Annotated in this window: 21 protein-coding genes; 8 read left to right on the forward strand and 13 right to left on the reverse strand. The window is 38.2% G+C overall.

Annotated features, from left to right (window positions below; all coding sequences use genetic code 11):
- The first annotated feature begins 78 nt into the window (after positions 1–78).
- Positions 79–942 (forward strand): sigma-70 family RNA polymerase sigma factor, encoded by an 864-nt coding sequence (locus tag ACKWBX_RS10910; RefSeq protein ID WP_413968713.1) that lies wholly within the window; start codon positions 79–81, stop codon positions 940–942.
- Between the two features lie 648 nt (positions 943–1,590).
- On the opposite strand, the gene ACKWBX_RS10915 is transcribed toward ACKWBX_RS10910, so the two are convergent.
- The 6 genes from ACKWBX_RS10915 to ACKWBX_RS10940 form a co-directional block, all read right to left on the reverse strand.
- Positions 1,591–2,817, reverse strand: coding sequence for a YaiO family outer membrane beta-barrel protein (locus ACKWBX_RS10915; protein ID WP_413968714.1), 1,227 nt, complete (start codon positions 2,815–2,817; stop codon positions 1,591–1,593).
- Positions 2,814–5,165, reverse strand: coding sequence for a sulfatase-like hydrolase/transferase (locus ACKWBX_RS10920; protein ID WP_413968715.1), 2,352 nt, complete (start codon positions 5,163–5,165; stop codon positions 2,814–2,816). Before ACKWBX_RS10920 ends, ACKWBX_RS10915 begins: the two co-directional genes overlap by 4 nt.
- Positions 5,166–5,229: 64 nt before the next feature.
- A complete protein-coding gene (locus tag ACKWBX_RS10925) occupies positions 5,230–6,660 on the reverse strand; it encodes a glycosyltransferase family 2 protein (RefSeq protein WP_413968716.1) in 1,431 nt (476 codons plus the stop codon).
- Positions 6,650–8,788: a HEAT repeat domain-containing protein gene (locus tag ACKWBX_RS10930; protein ID WP_413968717.1), complete on the reverse strand. Its 2,139-nt coding sequence runs from the start codon at positions 8,786–8,788 to the stop codon at positions 6,650–6,652. Before ACKWBX_RS10930 ends, ACKWBX_RS10925 begins: the two co-directional genes overlap by 11 nt.
- Before the next feature lie 4 nt (positions 8,789–8,792).
- Positions 8,793–9,164: a response regulator transcription factor gene (locus tag ACKWBX_RS10935; protein WP_413968718.1), complete on the reverse strand. Its 372-nt coding sequence runs from the start codon at positions 9,162–9,164 to the stop codon at positions 8,793–8,795.
- A 6-nt stretch (positions 9,165–9,170) separates the two neighbouring features.
- A complete protein-coding gene (locus tag ACKWBX_RS10940; RefSeq protein ID WP_413968719.1) occupies positions 9,171–9,800 on the reverse strand; it encodes an Hpt domain-containing protein in 630 nt (209 codons plus the stop codon).
- 138 nt (positions 9,801–9,938) lie between these two features.
- Here ACKWBX_RS10940 and ACKWBX_RS10945 point away from each other — a divergent pair, with 138 nt between their 5' ends.
- Positions 9,939–11,249: a dipeptidase gene (locus tag ACKWBX_RS10945; protein ID WP_413968720.1), complete on the forward strand. Its 1,311-nt coding sequence runs from the start codon at positions 9,939–9,941 to the stop codon at positions 11,247–11,249.
- A gap of 136 nt (positions 11,250–11,385) precedes the next feature.
- Here the strand turns inward: ACKWBX_RS10945 and ACKWBX_RS10950 are convergent, their stop codons facing one another.
- Together ACKWBX_RS10950 and ACKWBX_RS10955 are read right to left on the reverse strand one after the other, a co-directional pair.
- Positions 11,386–11,784, reverse strand: a complete 399-nt coding sequence (locus tag ACKWBX_RS10950; RefSeq protein ID WP_413968721.1) for an acyl-CoA thioesterase — start codon at positions 11,782–11,784, stop codon at positions 11,386–11,388.
- Between the two features lie 154 nt (positions 11,785–11,938).
- Positions 11,939–12,832: a DUF72 domain-containing protein gene (locus ACKWBX_RS10955; RefSeq protein ID WP_413968722.1), complete on the reverse strand. Its 894-nt coding sequence runs from the start codon at positions 12,830–12,832 to the stop codon at positions 11,939–11,941.
- A gap of 131 nt (positions 12,833–12,963) precedes the next feature.
- Here ACKWBX_RS10955 and ACKWBX_RS10960 point away from each other — a divergent pair, with 131 nt between their 5' ends.
- A complete protein-coding gene (locus tag ACKWBX_RS10960; RefSeq protein WP_413968723.1) occupies positions 12,964–13,167 on the forward strand; it encodes a hypothetical protein in 204 nt (67 codons plus the stop codon).
- A gap of 132 nt (positions 13,168–13,299) precedes the next feature.
- Positions 13,300–13,707: a glyoxalase gene (locus ACKWBX_RS10965; protein WP_413968724.1), complete on the forward strand. Its 408-nt coding sequence runs from the start codon at positions 13,300–13,302 to the stop codon at positions 13,705–13,707.
- On the opposite strand, the gene ACKWBX_RS10970 is transcribed toward ACKWBX_RS10965, so the two are convergent.
- Positions 13,699–14,379 (reverse strand): DUF2461 domain-containing protein, encoded by a 681-nt coding sequence (locus ACKWBX_RS10970; protein WP_413968725.1) that lies wholly within the window; start codon positions 14,377–14,379, stop codon positions 13,699–13,701. The genes ACKWBX_RS10965 and ACKWBX_RS10970 overlap by 9 nt on opposite strands.
- Before the next feature lie 94 nt (positions 14,380–14,473).
- On the opposite strand from ACKWBX_RS10970, the gene epsC reads away from it, so the two are divergent.
- The 4 genes from epsC to ACKWBX_RS10990 all read left to right on the forward strand — a co-directional run bounded on the left by epsC (position 14,474) and on the right by ACKWBX_RS10990 (position 18,166).
- Positions 14,474–15,262 (forward strand): serine O-acetyltransferase EpsC, encoded by a 789-nt coding sequence (epsC, locus tag ACKWBX_RS10975; protein ID WP_413968726.1) that lies wholly within the window; start codon positions 14,474–14,476, stop codon positions 15,260–15,262.
- The gene (gene cysM, locus ACKWBX_RS10980; RefSeq protein WP_413968727.1) at positions 15,255–16,139 is read left to right on the forward strand and encodes a cysteine synthase CysM; all 885 of its coding nucleotides are present in this window, start codon (positions 15,255–15,257) and stop codon (positions 16,137–16,139) included. Before epsC ends, cysM begins: the two co-directional genes overlap by 8 nt.
- Positions 16,140–16,600: 461 nt before the next feature.
- Positions 16,601–17,482 carry a helix-turn-helix transcriptional regulator gene (locus ACKWBX_RS10985; protein ID WP_413968728.1) on the forward strand — a complete coding sequence of 294 codons (882 nt, stop codon included), beginning with the start codon at positions 16,601–16,603 and terminating at the stop codon, positions 17,480–17,482.
- Between the two features lie 93 nt (positions 17,483–17,575).
- The gene (locus ACKWBX_RS10990; protein ID WP_413968729.1) at positions 17,576–18,166 is read left to right on the forward strand and encodes an ester cyclase; all 591 of its coding nucleotides are present in this window, start codon (positions 17,576–17,578) and stop codon (positions 18,164–18,166) included.
- A 663-nt stretch (positions 18,167–18,829) separates the two neighbouring features.
- On the opposite strand, the gene ACKWBX_RS10995 is transcribed toward ACKWBX_RS10990, so the two are convergent.
- The 4 genes from ACKWBX_RS10995 to ACKWBX_RS11010 all read right to left on the reverse strand — a co-directional run bounded on the left by ACKWBX_RS10995 (position 18,830) and on the right by ACKWBX_RS11010 (position 21,686).
- Positions 18,830–19,627 (reverse strand): alpha/beta hydrolase, encoded by a 798-nt coding sequence (locus ACKWBX_RS10995; protein WP_413968730.1) that lies wholly within the window; start codon positions 19,625–19,627, stop codon positions 18,830–18,832.
- 1 nt (position 19,628) lies between these two features.
- Entirely contained in the window at positions 19,629–20,498 is an 870-nt protein-coding gene (locus ACKWBX_RS11000; RefSeq protein ID WP_413968731.1) for an alpha/beta hydrolase, read from the reverse strand.
- A gap of 99 nt (positions 20,499–20,597) precedes the next feature.
- Positions 20,598–21,143, reverse strand: a complete 546-nt coding sequence (locus ACKWBX_RS11005) for a hypothetical protein (protein WP_413968732.1) — start codon at positions 21,141–21,143, stop codon at positions 20,598–20,600.
- A 51-nt stretch (positions 21,144–21,194) separates the two neighbouring features.
- Positions 21,195–21,686: a Dps family protein gene (locus tag ACKWBX_RS11010; RefSeq protein ID WP_413968733.1), complete on the reverse strand. Its 492-nt coding sequence runs from the start codon at positions 21,684–21,686 to the stop codon at positions 21,195–21,197.
- Between the last annotated feature and the right edge of the window lie 198 nt (positions 21,687–21,884).

The following is a 21,884-nucleotide window of genomic DNA, read 5'->3' on the forward strand; positions in this document are numbered from 1 at the left end:
AAGTCCCATACCTTTTGGAAAAGACATAAAAAAAACTTATTATGAGAACTTGTACAATCATAAAATCCATTCACATATATGAGGCAGCTAAAGATTATCAAGCAGGTTACCAACAGAGAGTCAAAATCATTGGACAAGTACCTGCAAGATATCAGCAAAATAGATTTAATTACCGCAAATGAAGAAGTTGAACTCGCACAGCGTATAAAAGAGGGAGACCAAGTAGCCCTTGAAAAATTAACGACGGCCAATTTACGTTTCGTGGTTTCCGTGGCAAAACAATATCAAAACCAAGGCCTAAAATTACCCGATTTAATTAACGAAGGAAATCTTGGACTTGTGAAAGCTGCAAAACGCTTTGATGAAACAAGAGGTTTCAAATTTATATCCTATGCCGTTTGGTGGATCAGACAGTCTATCTTACAGGCACTGGCAGAGCAGTCTAGAGTCGTGCGACTTCCATTGAATAAAATAGGCTCTATCAATAAGATCAAGAAGACATTTTCTTATTTGGAGCAAACACACGAAAGACCACCATCTGCCGAAGAAATTGCAAAAGAATTGGAGATGACGGTCAGTGAGGTGAAGCAGTCCCTTAAGAATTCGGGTAGGCACGTATCCATGGATGCCCCTTTAAGAGAAGGTGAAGATTCTAATCTGTATGACGTATTGCGTTCGGGAGAATCGCCAAAGCCAGACAATAAGTTATTGCACCAGTCTTTAAATACCGAAATCAACAGAGCTTTGGAAACCCTTTCTCCACGTGAGGCTGATGTTGTAAAGCTCTATTATGGTATTGGGGACCAGCAATCCATGACCTTGGCAGAGATAGGACAGACTTTTGACCTGACCAGGGAAAGAGTGCGCCAAATACGTGAAAAGGCCATTCGTAAGTTAAGACACAATTCCAGAAGCAAACTCCTTAAAACATATTTAGGATAAAACTGGTACTGCTTTATATAAAACTAAAACGCCCGTATAATACGGGCGTTTTTTTGTTGGTCGGTATTTTTCTTTTTCTAAAAGTATGATAATTTGCTGATATTGAAATCAACAAGAATATCGTTTAAATCCTGAATAAAATTCTGATAGGAATTGTTGTCTTGATTGTGCAGGGCCATAATAATAGGTTTTGGGGTTGTTGAAATGGGATTACTGAAATAGATATCGAACTACATATAGTCCAATTCCGCTAATTCGTTAATACTTAAAATTTCGTTTAAATCTTGAAGGAAAACTAAATATTCCTCACCGTAGGTATCGTAGAGCATTTGTAGGATTTATATGTTAATACTGATTTGGGTACTCATAATTTTCTGTATTAAAAGTATATTTTAAGTACCCACAAAACAATTAAATGTGGTGAAGCATTAAATTTTTGTTGTCAAAGCGATATTGGATATAGGTAAACAGTATTAAAGCCGTTCTTATTGAAGATATTACTACATAAAAAAGAATGTAGTTCATCGATATTTTTAAGATTCCAATAAAGAAAAAGATTGTAATGGGTCGCATTTTTGATGTCAAAAAACACGAAACAAACTGAAAAACAGTGTTTTATAAACACGCTTAGGTGTTAGGACATAAAAATTACAATCTTATTTCATAAGAAAGTCCTGCACTGATGGCCCAAAAGAAATTACCGGAACTAAAGGCCAGTTCCTGCCGATTGACACCAAGATTGGTGTTATACACATTGTTTCCCTTTTTGTTGCTAAACTGATATTCCAATCGTAATCTTTGGGATTCCAAAAACAATTGGGTTTCCGAAAGGAGTTCACCGTCTACGATAAATTGATTTAACTCAGCGGAATATCCCATCCCTGCGTCCAATCCTAAATAGTTGTCACCGTCCTTAAAGTACTTGCGCACCAATAAAGCGCCGGAAGCACCCCAATTTCCAGTGGGTTGTGGGGTAATGTAAGGTCTAAGGGAAAAATAGTAGTTTCCCTTATAAAGACCAAAAGAGCCAGTTAGAATGGCTACGTTCGTTCCTGAAAAATTCAAATAGCGCATTCCCAAAGAAGCTTCTTTAGCTTTGGGAAGGTTCGCATATAGCTCCGCTCCTGCCCTATGGCCTGGATATATGGTAGCGTCCGAATAGCCGTAATTCAGGTAAGCATAAAAGGTTTTAGAAATCTTTGGATATAAATCTACCTCATACTGAATGCCATTGGTTTCAAAACGATTGCTATAATTTACTCTTCCTATAATGGTGCCGTATTCCGTTTTGCGTCCGTATCCAATACTGGAATAGATCATGGGATTAAATACGATATCGAACACATCAATTGAATTTCTAAAATTGATACTGTTCTGTAAAGACTTGGTCTCAACGGACTCTTTTGCCTTCTCGGCCGCCGAAGGGGATTCATTTTCTTTCTTGATATTGGCCAAAGCGGTAGCTCTAAGTTCTTGGATATCCGTATCATTTTGCAAATAAAGCAGTGCCTTGTTGGATAACCCTAAAGCCAAATCGTTCTTTTTGGCATACAACTCATTTTTTATCGCTGCTATCCAAACTTCCTTGTTTTCCTTATCTGCGGATAGAATTCTGTTAAAATGTCCTCTTGCCTTCTCATACTTACCATCCCAACTGTAAGTACTGGCCAGTAGACTACGAACATCCGCGTAGTTCGGATATTTGGTCAGGATATTGGTCAGGGTATCTCTTGCGATGCTACGCTTTCCGTTAAAGGCCAAATCCCTCGCGGTCAAATAAGAAGTGTCCGGGTTTCCGTTATATGCAATCTCCTGTGCCTTATTAAATAAAGGCAATAAAAAGAAAGCCAGTAATATTATTTTAAAAGGTTTCATTGGTTGCTCACTATTTGGGTTGATTCTGGTGTTTCGGGAGAAATGACCGATATTTTTTCTTCGGTTTCCACTGCGGATGCCTTCATATATTGCTTTCTGGCCCTGCTGATCTTATCTTTTAATATCGCCGCATCCGAACTGTTTTCCTCGACGGTATCAATGAGTACATAAGCTTCCTTATAACTGTCCGACCAGAAGTAGACGTCAAAAAGTGCAGCATACGAATCAATATAATTGGGATTCATGCTAATGCAAGATTTTAAGATTGAAATGGATTCCTCATAATTGCCATTCCAGGCGTTGATTCTACCCATCAGTATTTTAGTATCGATATGACTTGGGATTTCAGAAAGAATATAACGGGACAATAACAATGCCTTGTCATAGTCCTTTTCAAAAGCAAGCTCCCGTGCCGTCAAGTAAGCATTGTCATAATTTCTACCGTTACTAACACTATTGATCCAAACAATTTCACTTTCCGTGAACGCTTCCTTTTCCAATTTAAAGATGGCCAGACTATCCGGTATGATTTTATTTTCTTGGGTAACATAAGAATTCATTGCCTTGAACGCATTGAATTTTGAGGCGATAGCATCACTTGCCGTCAGAGTGGAATTTAGGTGCATGTCTTCATTCAATTGCAGTACTTCTCCATCAGTATATAAATAATCCCCACTAATAAATTCTTTCAGTTCGTTTTTGTTTCGCATCAGCGGAATTTGCTTTGTGGATCTAAATGCTTCCTGCATGTCCAGCCCATCCCCCATCCAAGCCACTTTTTGCGGCATCTGTAATTGATAGTTATCCTTCAATAGTGCCAATAAGGAGGGGACAACATCAAAATGTGAAGAAACGGAACTAATTTTCTTGCCGGATTTTAACATGGGACTGTAAATCAGCAACGGCACGTGAAATCTACTTAAAGTACTTTCCTGTGGGATGGGAATCAGCCTGTGATCACCCGTAATGATGAAAATGGTATTATTGTAGTTGGGTTGTGTCCTATAGGCGTTCATTACCCATGCTATGGACTCGTCCGTATATAACAATGAGCCAAAAACATTATCGTTTTTAGTTATGATTCTTTTGGTCCTATCGTTAAAGTCTCCTTTGGATACCAACTCCTCTACTTTATTCTCATAATAGGCCCAAGCTGGTGGTATGAAGGGTTCGTGATTGCTAATGGTCATGTAAACCTCCATTCTGGGCTGTTCCTGTGCTCTTTTAAAGCTCATACTCTTTTTGAAAAGCTCTTTGTCCGGATATCCCCATGAAGAACCTGCCGCATCCTCTTCTTGTAACGTGTAATTTTTTCCAAAACCGGAGCGATCTAATACAAAATCCACTTTTTCGCCCATGAGGAAATTATCCACATTGTCAAAAGAACTATTGGTTCCTTGGTAGAAAGAAGTATGGTAACCGTTTTGTTTAAGAATACCATAGAGCGTCAATTTATTCGGGGGTTCCTCCAACTCCATAAAGCCGCTTTTTCCAAAAGGGAGCGACCCAATGAGCGACGGTAACACTCCAAATGTCCTCCCGGTATTGCTTAAAAAATTTTCAAAATAAAGCGATTGGGTGCTCAACGAATCCAAATAAGGCGTAAAACCACCAAATTCCGCTCCTTCGCCCATAAAATCCCTTCCCAAGCCTTCTACGATGATAAAAACGATATTGGGTTTTTCCGGCTTAAGTTCAAAGTATGCGCCGAGCACATTTTCGGAATCAACATCCTTAATAAGCGGATATTCCACATCGGCCACATAATCGTTATTGTCCGTATAGGAGTTATATAGATTTACGGCCAAATATTGTGTCTTGTTTTGATTGATGGGTTTTCCTTCCGTGAAAAGTGTAGCAACAAACAAACTGAAGAAAACAATTGTCAAAGGATACATGCCACTGACCACATGATAGAGCTTTGAGGTTATTTTGTAAAAAACCAAAAACAAACTTATCAGAATTGCAATACCTGCTAATAGATAAAGTCCTATGGACAACCCGCCGGAATTAGCAATGGTAGCTTTGATATCCGCGAAACTGTATCCCATTAGATCCGAACCTAACGGAACCAGCGTTACGCAGTAATAGGAAATCAATATGGCCTCTATAATCAGTAGAATAGATAATAAAAGAATAATGATCCTAAATCCGTATTTAGGTCTTAAACTTTCCCAAAAATTGAAGGTAAAGACCAGTATAATACCCAATAATGCGGTGTAGCCCAAATTGTGCAATAGCGAAAGGCCAAAACTTTCCGTTAGAATACTTTCTACGATACCCTTTGCGTAAAGAATACTATATTGAATGAGCGATAATACTACCAGACAGCCAAAGAAGGCTATCATCAACCTAGTATAATGCTTTAAAACGTATCTATTTATTTTACTTGAACCCATATGTAATTTGCCTTTAGGTGGCTTTGGCGAATCCCTTTCTTACCTGAGATCCCCAACCTGATTTTATATTGAACAATTTTTTATAATTGCCCCTTACTGCTGCATAAACAACAATGGGGTGAAATAATATTGGTTCTATGAATGCGCAGAACATCAAAATAAGAATGTCCTTGGTTTTGTTGTACTCATTATAGGAATACACGTCCCATAGAATGGCATAAAAGGAAAACATAACGGAGAAGACGTAGACCGCTACGGTAATGGACCAGAAAAAGGTCCAGTTAAGCACCCCGGCCCAAATGAAAAATATGATGGTGAACGCTCCGAAAAATTCCAGCAACGGTGCCAACCATTCATAAAAGAACCAATAAGGATAACTTAACATTCCCAGTAACCCGTATTTGGGATTAAAGAACATGTCCCGGTGTTTATATAGCGTTTCCAGGTTTCCTCTTGCCCAACGATCTCTTTGGTTTACCAATATGTTAAGGTCCTCTGGAACTTCTGTCCAGCAAAGTGGATCGGGAATATACTCGACCGTGTAAGGCTCCTTTAAATTGTTCATATAGCGTCTCATCTTAAAGACGATTTCCATGTCTTCCCCTACCGTATTGGTATCATAACCGCCCACTTCCAAGGCTATTTCCCTATCAAAAAAACCAAAGGCACCGGAGATGATCAATAGACTGTCTATCCTGCCCCATGCCATTCTCCCTAAGATGAAGGAGCGAGTATATTCCAACAATTGAAAGCGTGCCAACCAGTTTTTCGGTAAGCGTATCTCTTCCAATTGGCCGCCATTGATGACGCAGGAATTTGCTACACGAATAACGCCCCCAACGGCGATTACCCTTTTTTCCGAGGGTTGATAAAAGGATTTTACCACATGTAAAAGAGCATCCGGCAACAAAAGGCAATCCACATCTATACAACCAACATATTTATTGGTGGACAGGGCCATACCCGCATTCAGTGCATCGGATTTACCTCCATTTTCTTTATCGACTACGGTTAATTTTGAAAAAGATTGCTGTTTGGATTTATATATTCCTCTTACCGGCTTTGATTTCCAATCCGGGTCAATCTCCTGTTCTATTTTCTCCAGATCATACGCTTCGATTATTTTTTGGAGCGTATCGTCCTTACTGCCGTCATTTACTACCATTACTTCAAAATTCACATACCGGAGCGACATTAAGGAACGAATGTTCTCTACTATGGTGAGCCCCTCGTTATAGGCCGGAGCAATAATCGTAATACTAGGTGCCAAGGGCGATGCCATAAGTTTTGACATGTCGCCAAAACTGTTCTTATTTCTATAGTGGATGGAATTTCTCGTGGAGAGATAGCCCATTGCAGTGAACATGGTAAAGAGTACCAAGGTAAACACCAAAAAGACGATGTTTATATATTCCAACAATACTTCAAATAAGCTACTGTCCATCTTTATTGTTGTATAGTTTAGAAGTAGCCGAACAAATCTGATTAAAAAGCGTGATTCCCGGGATAAAGGAGTTTCCTACCGTGATTTTTTCTTCTTTTTTGATAGTTTTTTCAGGTTCAAAATCTAAATTGAAGAGTTCATTATAGGTAATTGTGCTATCTATATTTTCTATGGTTTTAGTTTCTGCTTCAATCTCTTTTTGTTTTTGATCGATGTTATCGATCAAGCGATTGTTCAGAATAGCTAAGGCTTTTTTTGCATTTTTTGCTATGATAGTATTGTTGTCCTTTGAAAGCTTATGCAATAGCGGTAATTCTTTTTCATCACCTACTTTTCCTATTTCTTTAAGCAACATCACTTTTGAATCCAAATCACCTCTTTTGATGAGGTCGTTGAAAACACTATCGGTCACTTCATAGCCTGTAACTTCAAAGTTCGGTTGGCCTTTAGTCTTTTGTGGGTCGTTCTCCATAGTGGTCAATTTTGCTATGATTTCCAGACTTTTCTCTATGACCACATCAGAGGTTTCATCGATCAATAAATTTTTCAGGAAAGGAATTTCCCGTTGGTCGCCCAATTCGGCTATGTTTTCAAGAAGGGCCATTTTTTCCAATATCGCTTCATCGTAAAAATCTGACTGCGGAATCTGAAAATCCAACGGATTCTGAATGGCATCCATGCCGGATTTTAAACTTGAGAACGCTTGTTTTTCTTTACTCGCAAAAGCCTCGATATCATTTAGGTTTTTCTCCCGTAACGCATTGATTACCGTTTCTTCAGTATGATTTTGATTTTCTAATTCAGAAGAGATTTCTAATGTTTCTTCCTCCATGACTTCTTGGTTTTGTACCATAGGTACAGTCTCAATTTCTTCTTCTAAAGGAACATTGGATTGTGTTTCAATTTCATTGGTCAATACGCTATTTTCATGGTCAACCGCAGTAATGTCATGGCTCAAATCCATTAAAGTTTCAAGAACACCTTCATTGGTGGCTTCCTCTAGAACTTCATCGACAGTACTACTTTCTTTAGCATCTATTTCGGATATGTTGATCTCCTTAATATCGTGAGTTGGTAAAATAAGGTTGGGGCACAAGGTGTTTATGGCACTGATTATCTTTCCTTTTATAGTGAAATCTTTTTCTTTAAGTTCAACGGACAGCAGAAAATCCACATCTTCTTCGGAGCCTATTTGTGCTATGGCACCTAAAATTGCCATTTTTACACTATTGGTACTTTTTGTAAAAACGGTCTTTAGTAATGGTATCGCCTGCGTTACATTAAAATCACCAATACATTCAATAGCTTCTTTTTTTATATGGTTGTTCCTATGCTTTACCAATTCAATAATCGGTATTCCGGCATCGTTTTGATTGTAAAACTTTATCAATCGTAAGGCAAAAAGCACCACATGATTATTTTTGGAAGTAAGCCATATTCTAAAAGATGGTGGTATTAGGGTTTCCTTATTTCTGACGACATCTAAAAGTTTTAACTGCTGCCATTCGGAAATTTTACATTTGGTATGGTCCAAGAAGTATGAAATGCCATTCTCATTTAGGGTAACTACAGCTATTTCGGCTTGTTTTCTAAGGGTAGAATGTTTGTTGTTTATATACCTTGTAGTATGCTCAAAAGCATCCGTTACGTTCATTTGGGTCAATTCAAACAAACCCTTGGCCACCACTTCCCAACGCCAGCTGCCCATTTTTTTGAAGGCATCTTTGTGAAGTTCCAAATCTCTATAGATATCATAGATCAATTCCCGTGTGTTCCCGGATACATCCTTTATAAGGTCCATTAGAATTCCGGTCAAAACCTTTCGGTCAAAATCGTTTTTGATATGTTCCCTGATGAGAATTTTTAATTCCAAATAATTGATCCGCTCGCCCTTGTCACAGTTCTCCTCATAAAACAGAAATTCACTTATGATGGGAGCAAGTTCCTTCTTTTTCTCCTTTACCTTTTTAGTCTGACTCGCAATCTTATTGCGGATAAAAAAGGTGGAAACAAAGTAGATGAATGCCAAGGCACCGAAAAAATAGGCAAGGTTCCATAATATTTCCGTGGGAATTACGGGAGCACTTACCAAAGCGGTCAGGTTGTAGGTTGGGGGATTTGGGGTCAAAATCTTAGGCTTTGTTGAGTTCCCTGGCTACTCTGACAAGTAGTTCCGATGGACTCACAGGTTTGGATATAAAGTCATTGGCACCCATTTGAAAGGCGTCCAACACATTTTCTTCATTTCCGGCGGAAGAAATGATAATGATCGGCACTTTGGAAGAAAGTGTATTTCTCACATGGTCAATGAGCTCTATTCCAGAGAAATAGGGCATCATAATATCTGATACGATGATATCTGGCATGGACTTGTCCAAAAATTCCTTTACTTCTTTACCATCGGCGGAATGGTGAACATCATAACCACCCTTTTTTAGTCTAAAATTTAATAATGATGCTAAAAGTTCATCATCGTCTGCCAGTAAGATTCGTTTTTGGGACATGGTCGTTTATTTTTTTAATTCATTCATTGCTTTATCTATTATGGCTTCATTTTCAGGATAGACTTTTAGAAAGGTTTCGTAAAGTCGGGTTACGGTATTTTTATCTTCTTCTTTTGCGGAAAGCTCTATATTCACCACTAAGTCCGTAAGATAATCGGCATTTATCATTCTTACACCGGCCTTCATTTTATGTGCGGCAAGCGCAACCTCCTTAAGATCGGTATTGTCAAGGTGTGTTTTCACATGGCCTATAAACTCAAGCACATTTTGCTTAAAAAGTCCTATGAGTTCCTCTAAAATTTCTACTTCTCCAAAACAATCTTCCAATACAGCTTCTAGGTTTACGCCAACATTGGTAGTAGGAGTAATGGTTTCTTTCTTTAAAAATGCCATGCTGTTTTCGGTTAATTCTTCATCGTTCGTACTTCGTACCATGTTCAATACAGGTTCTTTTTCTATTACTATTTTATGTTCCGGTCTGTATATCTTGTCTTCCAGATCCGTTTTAAAATTTTCAAAAGATTGCTTTAGGCTCGTCGCTTCTTGGGTGCTTAGGTTTTCAAAGGAAAATTGGTTCATGGTTACTTCTAATTCCGCTATTAAATCAAGTAGGTTTACTGTTCTGGAAATTGACATTCTTAAAAATTCGTTTGGTGGTGAATTATTCTATTTTGACATAAAATTCCTACAAAATGAATGCACGGACAATTAAATGTTTTCTGTACTTCGGTTTTTGTTGTGAATAGGCTTTATTTGTAGGTGTAAACTTAAATTATGAAACAATTTGTCTATTTATTAAGTCTATTAGCGATGATTTCCTGCGGAAACAAAGAGAAGAAAGTTGAGCAATTTGTAGAAGAATCTATGGAAGTAAAAGCCATGCGTATTCATAAAAAGGTGATTACCATAGACACCCATAATGATATCAATGTCAAGAATTTCACGGATAGTGTTAATTACACACAACGCCTGGATACCCAAGTAAATCTTCCCAAAATGGAAGAAGGTGGTCTGGATGTTTCTTGGTTGATCGTATATACGGGCCAAGGTGAGTTGACTGAAGAAGGTTATGAAAAAGCTAAGGCAAATGCCATGGACAAATTTGATGCTATACATAGACTATGTATGATATACGCTCCTGAAAATAAAATGGATATTGATCTTGTAACTACCTCTAAAGATGCAAGACGCAGCCATGCTTTTGGAAGAAAGGCTATTATGATAGGCGTTGAAAATGCTTACCCAATGGGCGAAGATCTATCGGAATTTAAAAAGTATTATGATTTGGGCGCCAGATATATTTCACTTTCCCATAACGGGCATAGCCAATTTTGTGATTCCAATACTGGGGAAGCGGACGGTGTATGGTTACACAACGGCCTGAGCGATCTGGGCAGGAAAGCGGTAAAAGAAATGAACCGGCTTGGAATTATAATCGATGTTTCCCATCCTTCAAAGGAATCCATGAAACAAATGATAGCCCTGTCCAAAGCACCGATCATTGCCTCGCATTCTTCGGCAAGAGCCTTATGCGACCATAGCAGAAATTTAGATGATGAGCAATTACAACTAATGAAAGAAAATGGTGGTGTCGTACAGACGGTGGCGTTCAGTTCTTACCTGAATACCGAAAAGCACGAAGCAAGAGCGGCGTATATGAAAGTTATCCATGAAAACATTGCGGACTCCCTTGGTGTAAAATGGTACGATCGGTCAGCGTTTAGAAAACTTTCCGAAGCGGATATTGCCAATTATATGGGTTATCGTTCTAAAGTATTGAATTTGGGAAAAGCGAAAGCAGACAAGGATGCTTCTGCTCCACCAGCCGTAAATGTCGCGGATTTTGTGGATCATATTGATTACATGGTCAAATTGATAGGCATAGACCATGTGGGTATTAGCTCTGATTTTGATGGCGGTGGCGGTATAGAAGGATGGTCGGATGCTTCTGAAACCTTTAACGTGACCCTAGAACTGGTCAAAAGAGGATATACCGAAGAAGAAATAGAAAAACTCTGGGGTGGAAACCTGTTACGTGTTTTGGACAAGGTGCAGGAAGTCGCTAAAAGTATGGCCAAGTCCTAACCAAATAATTACTAGAGCTCTGCCATAGGCCTGTCTACGGCTAAGCAGGGTTCCTGAATTTTCCTCCCCTCGGGGGAGGTCAGAATTGACTTTTTCAATTTTGGGAGGGGCGAATAAAAAAATTCAATAATTTTTTTTATTCCTCGTTAGCGGCCAGACGGTCTTTTACAAATTCTACCTTTGTTTTGCCATGGGGTTGGGGCCTCCCGTTTTCACCAAGGTTGACCATGATGATATTGTCAACGGTCACGATAGTTTCATGGTTCATTTTATTCCTGACCTCGCAATTAAGGGTTAACGAAGTTTTTCCGAATTTCACCACTTCTATCCCTATCTCTATAATATCCCCCTGTTTGGCAGCACTCATAAAATTGATTTCGGACATATATTTGGTCACTACCTTACCATTTTCAAGCTGTATGATAGCATAAAGAGCGGCTTCCTCGTCTATCCATGCTAAAACCCTTCCTCCAAATAAGGTTCCATTGGAATTTAAATCTCCTGGTTTGACTAATTTTCGCGTATGGAATTTCATAATGTAGGTTTTTAATACGGTAAAATTAGACCGAAATAAAAAATAGACCTAATCGCTAACCATTTAATAAAGAAGAATTCACATGTTTAAAAGTAGTGTCTGCTTAAAATAAGTATTCCCAAATAAAAAACAGTAATTATTGATAATTCTACTTTTAAAACAATGTATTTGGTTGTACCAGTGTTTTAGGAACGGTCAAATTACAATCAAACCTTTCGTTTAGTTTTTTGATAAAATGAACCGATAATAAAGGGGATTCCAATTCCATATTTTGATGTACAAAGAAATTAATACGTTTTAAACCTTGAGCTTTCCAATGTGCCAAACGGGTAACCCAATCATCCAATCTGGAATAATCGGATTCATGGTTGGCCCCGACATAACGAATAAAAGCTTCATCGTTTGTCAACCGCATATGCATAATATCCCTTCTCCCGGCTGTATCTACCAACGTATTGGCAATATTGTTTTCTTCCAAAAGATGATATAGCTCTTGTGCCACTTTTTCATCATTGAACCAATCCGTATGTCTAAATTCCATGGCAAGACGAAATTCCTTAGGCCATCTTTCCACGAACCGCACTACCCTATCCCAATCCTTTGGGCTAAAATTATTATGCATTTGAAGAAACATAGTGCCCAATTTCTCTTTGAGGTTGCTAGTAACGTCAAGGTAATTGTCCAAAACGGGATACGCTTGGTCATTGAGTCTTCTAAGGTGACTTACATTTTGTACTATCTTAGGAAAAAAGGTGAAATTTTCAGGGGTCTTCTCTCTCCATTTTTCGTATTGTTCCGCAGGGAAAATACGGTAAAAAGTTGCATTTAATTCAATACAATTAAACTGGGAGGAATAGTATTGCAACTCGTCTTTTGTGCCTCTTGGATAAAAGTTTTTAAGGTCTTGCCTATTCCACTTAGCACAACCCACTTTAATTTGAAAAGGTTCATCATTTTTTATGCTTTGTAATACCACAGCTGTATCAGCGTGGTCTTCGGGTATGGTAAAATCTATTAATTCTGGCTGTTCTACTTTTCCGAATTTCATGGAAGAAAAGATTTTTAGTTCTGATACTAAAATTAGGAAAAATCAAAGGATTACTATGACAAGAGCACATTATAATTATTTTAAAAATAGAATAAAACAACTTCTGTTACGTTGGAGTATAAAGCTAAAAAATGAGTTTCAAGTTCGGTGAAAATACGCTTACGTACAGCAGTGAAGGAAAAGTTATATTCACTGGAGAAGTAGAGCTCGAAAAAGCATACTTGAACCCCACAACGGATTTGACTTCCGTTGAGAAAGAGACCTATGAAAAATTCTTTGATTTTCCTTTGGGTGGTCTTAACGTAAAAAAAGTGATTTGGATAACCAAAAAGTGACGAGCTGAAACTATTTCCCTAAAGACATCCTATTTATTCCGTGATTATTGCTGTTCATAACCCCTTCAAAACTATTTGAAATTAAGAAAAAATAGGTTATTAGAATTCCTACCTTTAAAAAAACTGCTTATCATGAATGACAGGGCACAACAGTTACTACATATTAGGCCTGAAATACCGAATGCCAAGATCTTACCCAATATGAGTGCCGATGAACGTTTTCAGAACGAAACTTTAAGGCCCATTATAAAGCTACAAAATGACCTCCTGTTGGCTTCTTTCCAGAATTATATTATCAAAGGGAAAAATAGATTTTACGAGTTCACCTTGGAAAAGCGGCTGAATTATGTCACGAATGCCATTCAAAAGGATGTAAAATATAGAAACGCTCTAAAAGGAATGATTATTGGTCAATTTACGGTGGCGGAATATGAAGTGTATATCCAGAATTCATCGGCATTGAACAAACGTATGATGAATATGGTCATCAAAAGAATACAGGACCAGCTACAATATTTTGAAAGGGAAGTGTTAATCTAGAAGGGATTCCCCATTTAAATTGGTGGTCAGGATATTGCTCATTAAATCAAAATAAGGACGTATCGCCTTAAACGATTTGTTCACTTCCAACAAAAAATCCTTGTCCAGTACTTCGGCATCAGTAAAGTTTCGGACAAAAATGAATTGCTTTTTTTTGATGAAATCAATATTCTCGTGTTCCTTATCAAAACCTTTAGGTGCCGTTTTTACTTCATCTCCGGCCAAATCGCCCCAAGTTTCCTTAAAACTTTTTTTATCGATAATCGATTTTAACTCGTCCACATCCAATTCCCATTCTTTCCTTATTCTGAACAAATCCTCTTTGTTCGGATTCCAAAAACCGGCAGCAACAAAACTACCTCCTGGTTGTATGTGCAGGTAATACCCTCCCCTTCGTTCGTTTCCAGCTCTTGAAAAAGAGGCGGAAAAGTTGTATTTGTACGGGGTTTTATCTTTGGAAAAACGAACATCCCTGTAAATACGGAACACTTTTAATCGTTCTATTTCATCATGTTGTTTCATCAACTCCAATAAGCTATTAAAGAATGTTTTGGCCGTTGCTTCCCGAATTTTAAATTCAGGTTTGTGTTCCGTAAACCATTCGCGATTATTATTCTTTTTCAATTGGTTTAAAAATTGAAAGACCTCTTTGGTAATTACAGGATGTAACATACGACTTAGCTGTTGTGATTTTAAGCTAAAGTTAACCATTTGCCTAAAAGTCTATAGGTTTTATTGGTTAATTTTGAAAATTGAACCTAAGCATATGAGTCATCAATCTGTAATAGATAAAATCAACCTTCACAAAAAGCAGCCAAACCTCAGGTTTCGGCTCAAAAAAGAGGTAGAACAATTCACGGACCTTCTTTATTATACGCTGTTTGATATAGAGACACCCGTGGCGGATAACCTGAGCGAATTACAACAACGCTTTGATTCTTTAGTGAATCTGGCCTGTTGGGAAAGTGAAAAACCTTGTAAAAAAGTTTGGGAGAACTATGTAGAAAAACTACCGGGAATTTTGGAAAGCCTAAATCTGGATGCGGAAGCTACGGTAAACTGCGACCCCGCTTCCTTATCCATAGAAGAGGTTTATATGGCTTATCCCGGGTTTTATGCCATTGCCATTTATAGGTTGGCCCATGAACTGTACACCATTGGTTTTCCTTTGGTACCGCGTCTAATGACGGAATATGCACATAGGCAGACCGGAGTGGATATCAATCCCGGAGCACAGATAGGGAAATCCTTTCATATAGACCATGGTACCGGTGTGGTCATTGGGGAAACGGCCATCATTAAAAACGATGTGAAGCTATACCAAGGGGTAACCCTAGGAGGACATTTCGTGGCGAAACATTTACAGCAGACCAAACGACACCCAACCATTGAGGATAACGTGACCATTTATGCGAACGCCACTATTTTGGGCGGTGATACTATAATCGGTGCCCACAGTACTATTGGTGGAAATGCTTGGTTAACAGCTTCCGTACCACCTCACTCTACCGTTTTTCACACACCTGAAATCAAGATAAAAACAGAACATGTCTAAATCTATCATAGCACTTATCGGGAATACACCACTCGTGGAATCCCGTGTTTTGAATACCAATACCAATGTAAAATTGTTTTTTAAGCTTGAGGGGCATAATCCCGGAGGGAGTGTAAAAGATCGGGCTGCATTGAACATGATCAAAAGTGGTCTGGAGCGCGGCAATATAAAGACTTCCGATAAACTAATTGAAGCTACCAGCGGCAATACCGGTATTGCCCTGGCGATGATCGCTGGAATGTACGGTTTGGATATTGAACTCGTAATGCCCGAAAATTCTACCAAAGAACGGGTGCAAACCATGCGCGCCTACGGTGCAAAAGTAACGTTGACCTCCGCTGACGTGGGTATTGAAGGTGCTCGTGACTATGCTGAAAATAAAGTGACGGAAGAAGGTTTTATCATGCTCAACCAGTTCGCCAACGACGATAATTGGAAAGCGCACTATAAAAGTACCGGACCTGAAATCTGGAAGGATACCGAGGGCAAAATCACGCATTTTGTTTCCTCCATGGGGACTACGGGTACTATTATGGGAACTTCTACCTATCTCAAGGAGCAAAGTGCCAATGTGCAAATTGTAGGGGTGCAGCCTACGGATGACTCCCGAATACCGGGCATACGAAAATGGCCGGAAGCCTATCTGCCAAAAATTTTCAATCGGGAAAAAGTAGACCGCATCATGGAAGTGAGCCAAGAAGAGGCCGCCACGATGGCCAAACGCTTGGCAAAAGAAGAAGGTATTTTTTCCGGGATGAGTAGTGGCGGTGCCGCTACCGTTGCATTACGCTTGGCCAACGAATTGGAATCCGGTACCATTGTTTCCATTGTCTGTGACCGTGGAGATCGTTATTTGTCCTCAAATTTGTTCGATTGATTTTTAGATTTCTCACGCTCGTTCCATTCGGTTCGAAATGATCTGTAACTCTCAAAAGTCCTTTCAAAACGAAAAGCAATAAGTACCAAAAGCTCCTTCCCTTAGACAAGGGAAGGTAGTCAAACCTTGGTTTGGGCGGAAGGGATGGATTTACATAATCCTAAAGCAACACAAAACCCAATGCATTTAGATTTCTCAAGCTCATTCTATTCGGTTCAAAATGACGAACTGAACCTTCCAGTCGTTTCGAAATGAAAGGCGAAGATCTCGATTTGGATACCCAAGAAATTTATCGCTAAAAATTAAGAAGCATGTAAAAATTATATTTCAGGAGTAGCGCATTTATTTATTGTACCTTGAATTGGGCAAACAGCCGAATACCGAACCTAAAATTCTATTTTTTGAATATCCAATTGGACATCACCAAAAATTTAAAGGACCAGTTTCTACAATACTTCAAAATGAAAAAGGTAGAAGGGTCATACTTTTTGGATGCTGCTATTGGTGGTGGTCAAAGCATGCTGTTTATCGACTTCCCAGGACAAATGGAATTCTATCACTTTAGAAAATCCTACTTTAAAATTCCTGTAGAAATGAAATCTATAAATCCGGCTAACAGTGATTGGTTTTTAATACATATTAATCTTTCAAAAGTGGGACAACAGAAAAAAGTGGACAATCAAATCATAGATTTTCAAAAGCACCTCCCAATAGGACTTTTGCTCTACGGTCCTGATTTGGAAATAGACACATTATTGCCCCCAAATGTAGAAATGGAATTGGCAAGCATACATTTTCATCGTTCTTTTTTGGATACTTACTTTGATGATTGGCAGAAAAGCATTGACACTGACAAAAATTTAATTTATGAAGATTTAGATTATAGGCTAGAAAATGCCCTATACAAGGCATTGCGCTCCATCGATAACAAAATAGAATGTCATGCCAATGTGCTGTTCTTCATGAACCTTTTTTTCGAAAAGATTCGAGCCCATTCCCCGACCACACGTCATAAAATTCTGCATTCCGAGGATGTAAAAAATTTACTTGTCGCTTCTGCCCATTTAAGAAATCCGTTATCAAAAAAAGTTCCTTCTTTGAACGAATTGGCTTGTATTGCAAATATGGGTGTTACAAAATTCAAAACGTCTTTCAAGCAATTATTTGGAACTCCGCCAATTCAATATAGAAATAAGATACGGATGGAATTCGCAAGAGAGGAAATCGTTGCGGGTAGAAAGACGCCAACCGAGATCAGTTATGATTTGGGATATTCCCATCCATCCAATTTCACCTTGGCCTACAAGAAATATTTTAATGAATTACCCTCGTCCCAAACCTGAATAGTTTCGTCTTATAGCACTAATCAATCGGCTTCTTAAGTTAATGTCAAAACAGTTTTAGATTTTAAATTGCTAGAAATCAAAACTATAAATATGAAAAGTATTCATTTAGCACTGATATTCATTTTTTTTATTTCAGGAGTATTTTCTCAGGAAAAGAATAGAACTCGAACAAACCAACAAGAAATCAATAAGGAAATTGCCCGTAACTTTTATCAAGACCTATGGTTTACCAATAATACCAATAACTATAAAAAATATGTGGCAGACGAATATGTGGTGCATGACATAGGAGATAGAAAGAATGTCAAGGAACTTGCCATAACGCAAAAAAACATTGCGGACTCTTTTTGGGAAAACGGCTATTTTAATTCTAAAATCGATTATCAAATCGCAGAGGACGATTTGGTAATGACCAGATGGACAGGGTCCTTTACGTCGAATACTTTATTTGGACGTATTGCTTTGGAAACCAAGGAACCTATAAGTATTATTAATGTATTTAAGATTAAAGATGGAAAAATAGTGGAGTTTTGGAACCACAGGCACGATATTGAAACACCCCAAACATTAAAATTTACGGTGAAAGGCTTTGCGATAGGTTTACTCATAGCCTTGATACCCATTATGCTATTGATCAGGGTCAAGAGAAAATTGAAAGTCATTCGAAGTAAAAGGCAATAATTATCAAAGGTTACTTCCCTTGTCTAAGGAAAGGTGGTCAAACCTTGGTTTGAGCGAAGGGATAGATTAACGTAGACTAGAGGCAAAAGACGCTTTAAAATCAGATTTATCACGCTCGTTCTATTCGGTTCGAAATGAATAATTGAACCTTCCAGTCATTTCGAAATGAAAAGCATAGCTTTGATTGAGAAATTTATTCCTGTTCAAAACTTTCTTACAAAAATTCACGAAAACCTCTTCAAATTCCTATTGGAAACGCCGAACTTCGTTATCAGTCGCTAAATGAAATTAAGATTTCTTTTAGCAAGTCGATGATGTCGAATACGCCTGCGGCGTACTTTTGTTGCGCCGCTAACGCAGCTACCGCACCAAAAGCGGGTCGACATCATCGCCGCGCTCAATCCCTAGGATAAGGGACCTTCTTGCCATAATCGCCGCTACGGCTTAACTACTCGACATATCAGGACACTAAATGCAATCCGGTTCGGCCAATTTTAATCCCAATACCGCAAAATCCCTAGACCATAAGACCGCTGCGCGGTCCGGCCGGGAACCATAACGAGAGACTAAGCGGAGGAACCTTTCTCCCGTTATAGTTTTACAGGATTTTGCTATATTTCCTTAAAATTCGCCGGACTGCATATAGCGCGGCGATAACGAAACCTACCGCAAAGCCTGATCCACTCCTTCTTTAAAAGCATCAAAATCCTGCAAATAGTTGTGTCCTGCACCTTCAACTTTATAAAAACGACCTTGACCTTCCGGGATTTTATTAAATAAGTTTTGCGCCTGCTCAAAAGGAATAATACGATCTTCCGTACCGTGAATTACATATACGGGACAATCTACTTTTTGAATATATTCGTGTGACGGAAAGCGGTATTGGGACAACAAACCTACCGGAAGGATGGGAAAACGATGTTTGCCAAGTTCAACGGCACTATAGTATGGCGATTCCAAAATGACTTTACAAGGATTGTTTTCCGCAGCCAAACCCGTGGCGACCCCCGTACCAAAGGAACGACCGTAGACCACAATCTTATTTTCATCATAGCGTTCTTTGGCGTAGTCATAAAACAATTGCGCATCTTTTTTGATGGCGTCTTCACTCATTTCACCCGTACTTTTCCCGTAAGTCCTATAATCCACAAAAATACCGTCATAACCGTATTTGGAAATCAAGTTGGCCACATGGCCTAAATGGGAAATATTCCCGGCATTCCCATGAAAATAAAGTACCACCCCTTTCTCAGAATTATTTTGGATATGAACGGCGTTCAATTTGGCACTATCCGCTGTGTTGATCCAAAATTCTTCAAACGGTTGACAAAAGTCATATACATGATTTTGCGGCATCTTGGTAGGGATGAAGATGAGTTTTTCCTGAAAAGCGTAGGCGGACCATACAAAAAGTGCATAGAGCACCAAGAGTACTATCCCAATTTTCTTTAATCTGCGCATGCTATTTTTTTGTGGAATGTTTTACACCAATACTGGACCCTACCAAATTTACGGGTTTCGGTTTAACGGTAATAATGGTTTCCAGCATTTTGTGGTAGGATTCAAAAGTATTCAGGTTTTTGTGTCCGCCGCCGATAACAGTGTGTAGCGTGGTGATAGCTGGTTGTATCTTGGATAGTTTTACGCTGGTTTTATAGGGAATTAATTTATCGTCCGTGCCATGGATGATATGTACAGGACATTTTACATATCTCAACCATTTATATGTGGGCATCGGAAATTTAATTAAAAGGGACAAGGGCATGAACGGCACATATTTTTTGGCGACTTTGCTCAAACTATAATATGGCGCATCTAGAATAAGCATCCTTGGATTGTTCATAGAGGCTAATTTTGTGGCAAAACCAGAACCCAACGAACGCCCATAAAGAATAATGTACTTTTCCGCCACATTTTCCCTTAGTTTATTGTATACCAGTTGTAAATCTCGTTTAATGGCTTTTTGGGTTCTTCTTCCCGTACTTTTACCAAAACCGCGATAGTCTACCATAACCACATCATAGGAATGCCTGGTAAAATCGACCGCGAATTTACCCCACCCTTTAATACTTTTGGAATTTCCCTTCAAATAAAAAACCACTCCTTTAGGGTTCTGAGTCTTAAAACGAAGTCCATTGATAATGGCACCGTCACGAGTTTCTATATTGTATTCCTCGATTTCTTGGTTCTCATAATGGAATTTGAAATCCTTCGCTAGTTTTTCGGGCTTGAACATTAAATAATCCTGTAAAAAATAGACGATAACATTCACGCCCAAATACACCAACAAAACTATGGTCAGCATGTATTTCCAATCTAAATCCAAAAACATAGTTTTGAATGTACAAAAAATACACACCTTCTCAATTTAAAGTACTAAAAAAGGCCCTTTTTAAAAGGGCCTTTTTTAGTACTGGGTCAGATGATTATATTATTTGGAGTCATTCATATTATTCCATGAATTATCATATTCCTCTACCATAAATTCAATCTCTTTCCCATTATTATCGGTGAAAATATAAGCTTGATTATTTCCTAAACTGTTTTTGGATTTTAAACTCATATTTTCTAAAATTTTCAGATTTTCACCATTATCAATAGCTACCATTAATTCGTTATCGTTAGATACCAACACAAAGTCTTCGGGAGTAGCGGATTTATAACTAAATACTATTTTCTCATCAAAAGCATCATCTTTATCCTTATCAATTTTTACCGTTTTGGTAATCATTGATTTTGATTGTACGATTCTGTCTTGATTTATTTTTGTGCTATCATTCTCATCCAATTTAATATCGTTGTTTCGCACAGTACTGATTTCTACCGTTCTTTTTTCCACTTCATCACCTTTGTGAATCATGTAGGTTTTAGTAGTTGTGGTTTTCAGAGCTTCGGTGTCTTTTTCCTGCGCCATGGCCATACTGGTTACCAGGCATAATGATGCTACGGATAATTTTAAATTTCTTCTAATATTCATTTTTTGTGTGTTTTAAGGTTAATAAATTATTTCTGTTGGATTATGTGAAGTCTATGCTTCTTTTAATCGCTCGGTATTTTTTCTGTTCCAAGCATCGAGCATCCAACTACTCTTTTCCAGTTCCCTGATGTAAGCCCCAATTAAATCAATGGTGCCTTCATCACTGATATCATCTGCTTTTTTCACCACTTTGGTCATTTGTTTTAATAAAAGACTGTGAGCTTCGAGAATATCGTTTACCATCTCCACATCACTCGAGTTGGTTTCACTTTCATTGATAGACGATGTTTTTAGATATTCGCTATAATTACTCATAGGATGATATCTCAGGGTTAAAATACGTTCTGCAATTTCATCTATTTTGATTCTTGCATCTCCGTACAATTCTTCAAATTTTTCATGCAAATCAAAAAAATTCTCTCCCAAAATATTCCAATGGAAGTTTCTAAGTTTTTGATAATACACGTGATAATCTGCAAGTAGTGTATTCAATTCTACAACTACGGGAAGTAATTTTTCTTCTTTTATATTCAAATAATTCATTGAATTATAATGTTTTAAGGTTAATAAAATTATTTTCTGTTGGACAGTGAAGTATCTTGGTGGCCAAGAGAATATTGGCGGTACTGGCAGGAAGCCTTTAAAAGAATGTTAGTTTAATTATCCAACTCTCCTAATATAAAGGATAAACAAAATTTGTCAAGTGATTTAACGGGCTTTAACGTCCGTTGGGAAAAATTA

The sequence above is a fragment of the Maribacter algae genome, from assembly GCF_047345745.1.
Classification (GTDB): domain Bacteria; phylum Bacteroidota; class Bacteroidia; order Flavobacteriales; family Flavobacteriaceae; genus Maribacter.

Bases quoted from the DNA above. Each gene is read 5' to 3' on its own strand.
- ACKWBX_RS10910 (WP_413968713.1), top strand. From the start codon at position 79: ATGAGGCAGCTAAAGATTATCAAGCAGGTTACCAACAGAGAGTCAAAA.
- ACKWBX_RS10915 (WP_413968714.1), bottom strand. From the start codon at position 2,817: ATGAAACCTTTTAAAATAATATTACTGGCTTTCTTTTTATTGCCTTTA.
- ACKWBX_RS10920 (WP_413968715.1), bottom strand. From the start codon at position 5,165: ATGATAGCCTTCTTTGGCTGTCTGGTAGTATTATCGCTCATTCAATAT.
- ACKWBX_RS10925 (WP_413968716.1), bottom strand. From the start codon at position 6,660: ATGGACAGTAGCTTATTTGAAGTATTGTTGGAATATATAAACATCGTC.
- ACKWBX_RS10935 (WP_413968718.1), bottom strand. From the start codon at position 9,164: ATGTCCCAAAAACGAATCTTACTGGCAGACGATGATGAACTTTTAGCA.
- ACKWBX_RS10940 (WP_413968719.1), bottom strand. From the start codon at position 9,800: ATGTCAATTTCCAGAACAGTAAACCTACTTGATTTAATAGCGGAATTA.
- ACKWBX_RS10945 (WP_413968720.1), top strand. From the start codon at position 9,939: ATGAAACAATTTGTCTATTTATTAAGTCTATTAGCGATGATTTCCTGC.
- ACKWBX_RS10950 (WP_413968721.1), bottom strand. From the start codon at position 11,784: ATGAAATTCCATACGCGAAAATTAGTCAAACCAGGAGATTTAAATTCC.
- ACKWBX_RS10955 (WP_413968722.1), bottom strand. From the start codon at position 12,832: ATGAAATTCGGAAAAGTAGAACAGCCAGAATTAATAGATTTTACCATA.
- ACKWBX_RS10960 (WP_413968723.1), top strand. From the start codon at position 12,964: ATGAGTTTCAAGTTCGGTGAAAATACGCTTACGTACAGCAGTGAAGGA.
- ACKWBX_RS10965 (WP_413968724.1), top strand. From the start codon at position 13,300: ATGAATGACAGGGCACAACAGTTACTACATATTAGGCCTGAAATACCG.
- ACKWBX_RS10970 (WP_413968725.1), bottom strand. From the start codon at position 14,379: ATGTTACATCCTGTAATTACCAAAGAGGTCTTTCAATTTTTAAACCAA.
- epsC (WP_413968726.1), top strand. From the start codon at position 14,474: ATGAGTCATCAATCTGTAATAGATAAAATCAACCTTCACAAAAAGCAG.
- cysM (WP_413968727.1), top strand. From the start codon at position 15,255: ATGTCTAAATCTATCATAGCACTTATCGGGAATACACCACTCGTGGAA.
- ACKWBX_RS10985 (WP_413968728.1), top strand. From the start codon at position 16,601: ATGAAAAAGGTAGAAGGGTCATACTTTTTGGATGCTGCTATTGGTGGT.
- ACKWBX_RS10990 (WP_413968729.1), top strand. From the start codon at position 17,576: ATGAAAAGTATTCATTTAGCACTGATATTCATTTTTTTTATTTCAGGA.
- ACKWBX_RS10995 (WP_413968730.1), bottom strand. From the start codon at position 19,627: ATGCGCAGATTAAAGAAAATTGGGATAGTACTCTTGGTGCTCTATGCA.
- ACKWBX_RS11000 (WP_413968731.1), bottom strand. From the start codon at position 20,498: ATGTTTTTGGATTTAGATTGGAAATACATGCTGACCATAGTTTTGTTG.
- ACKWBX_RS11005 (WP_413968732.1), bottom strand. From the start codon at position 21,143: ATGAATATTAGAAGAAATTTAAAATTATCCGTAGCATCATTATGCCTG.
- ACKWBX_RS11010 (WP_413968733.1), bottom strand. From the start codon at position 21,686: ATGAATTATTTGAATATAAAAGAAGAAAAATTACTTCCCGTAGTTGTA.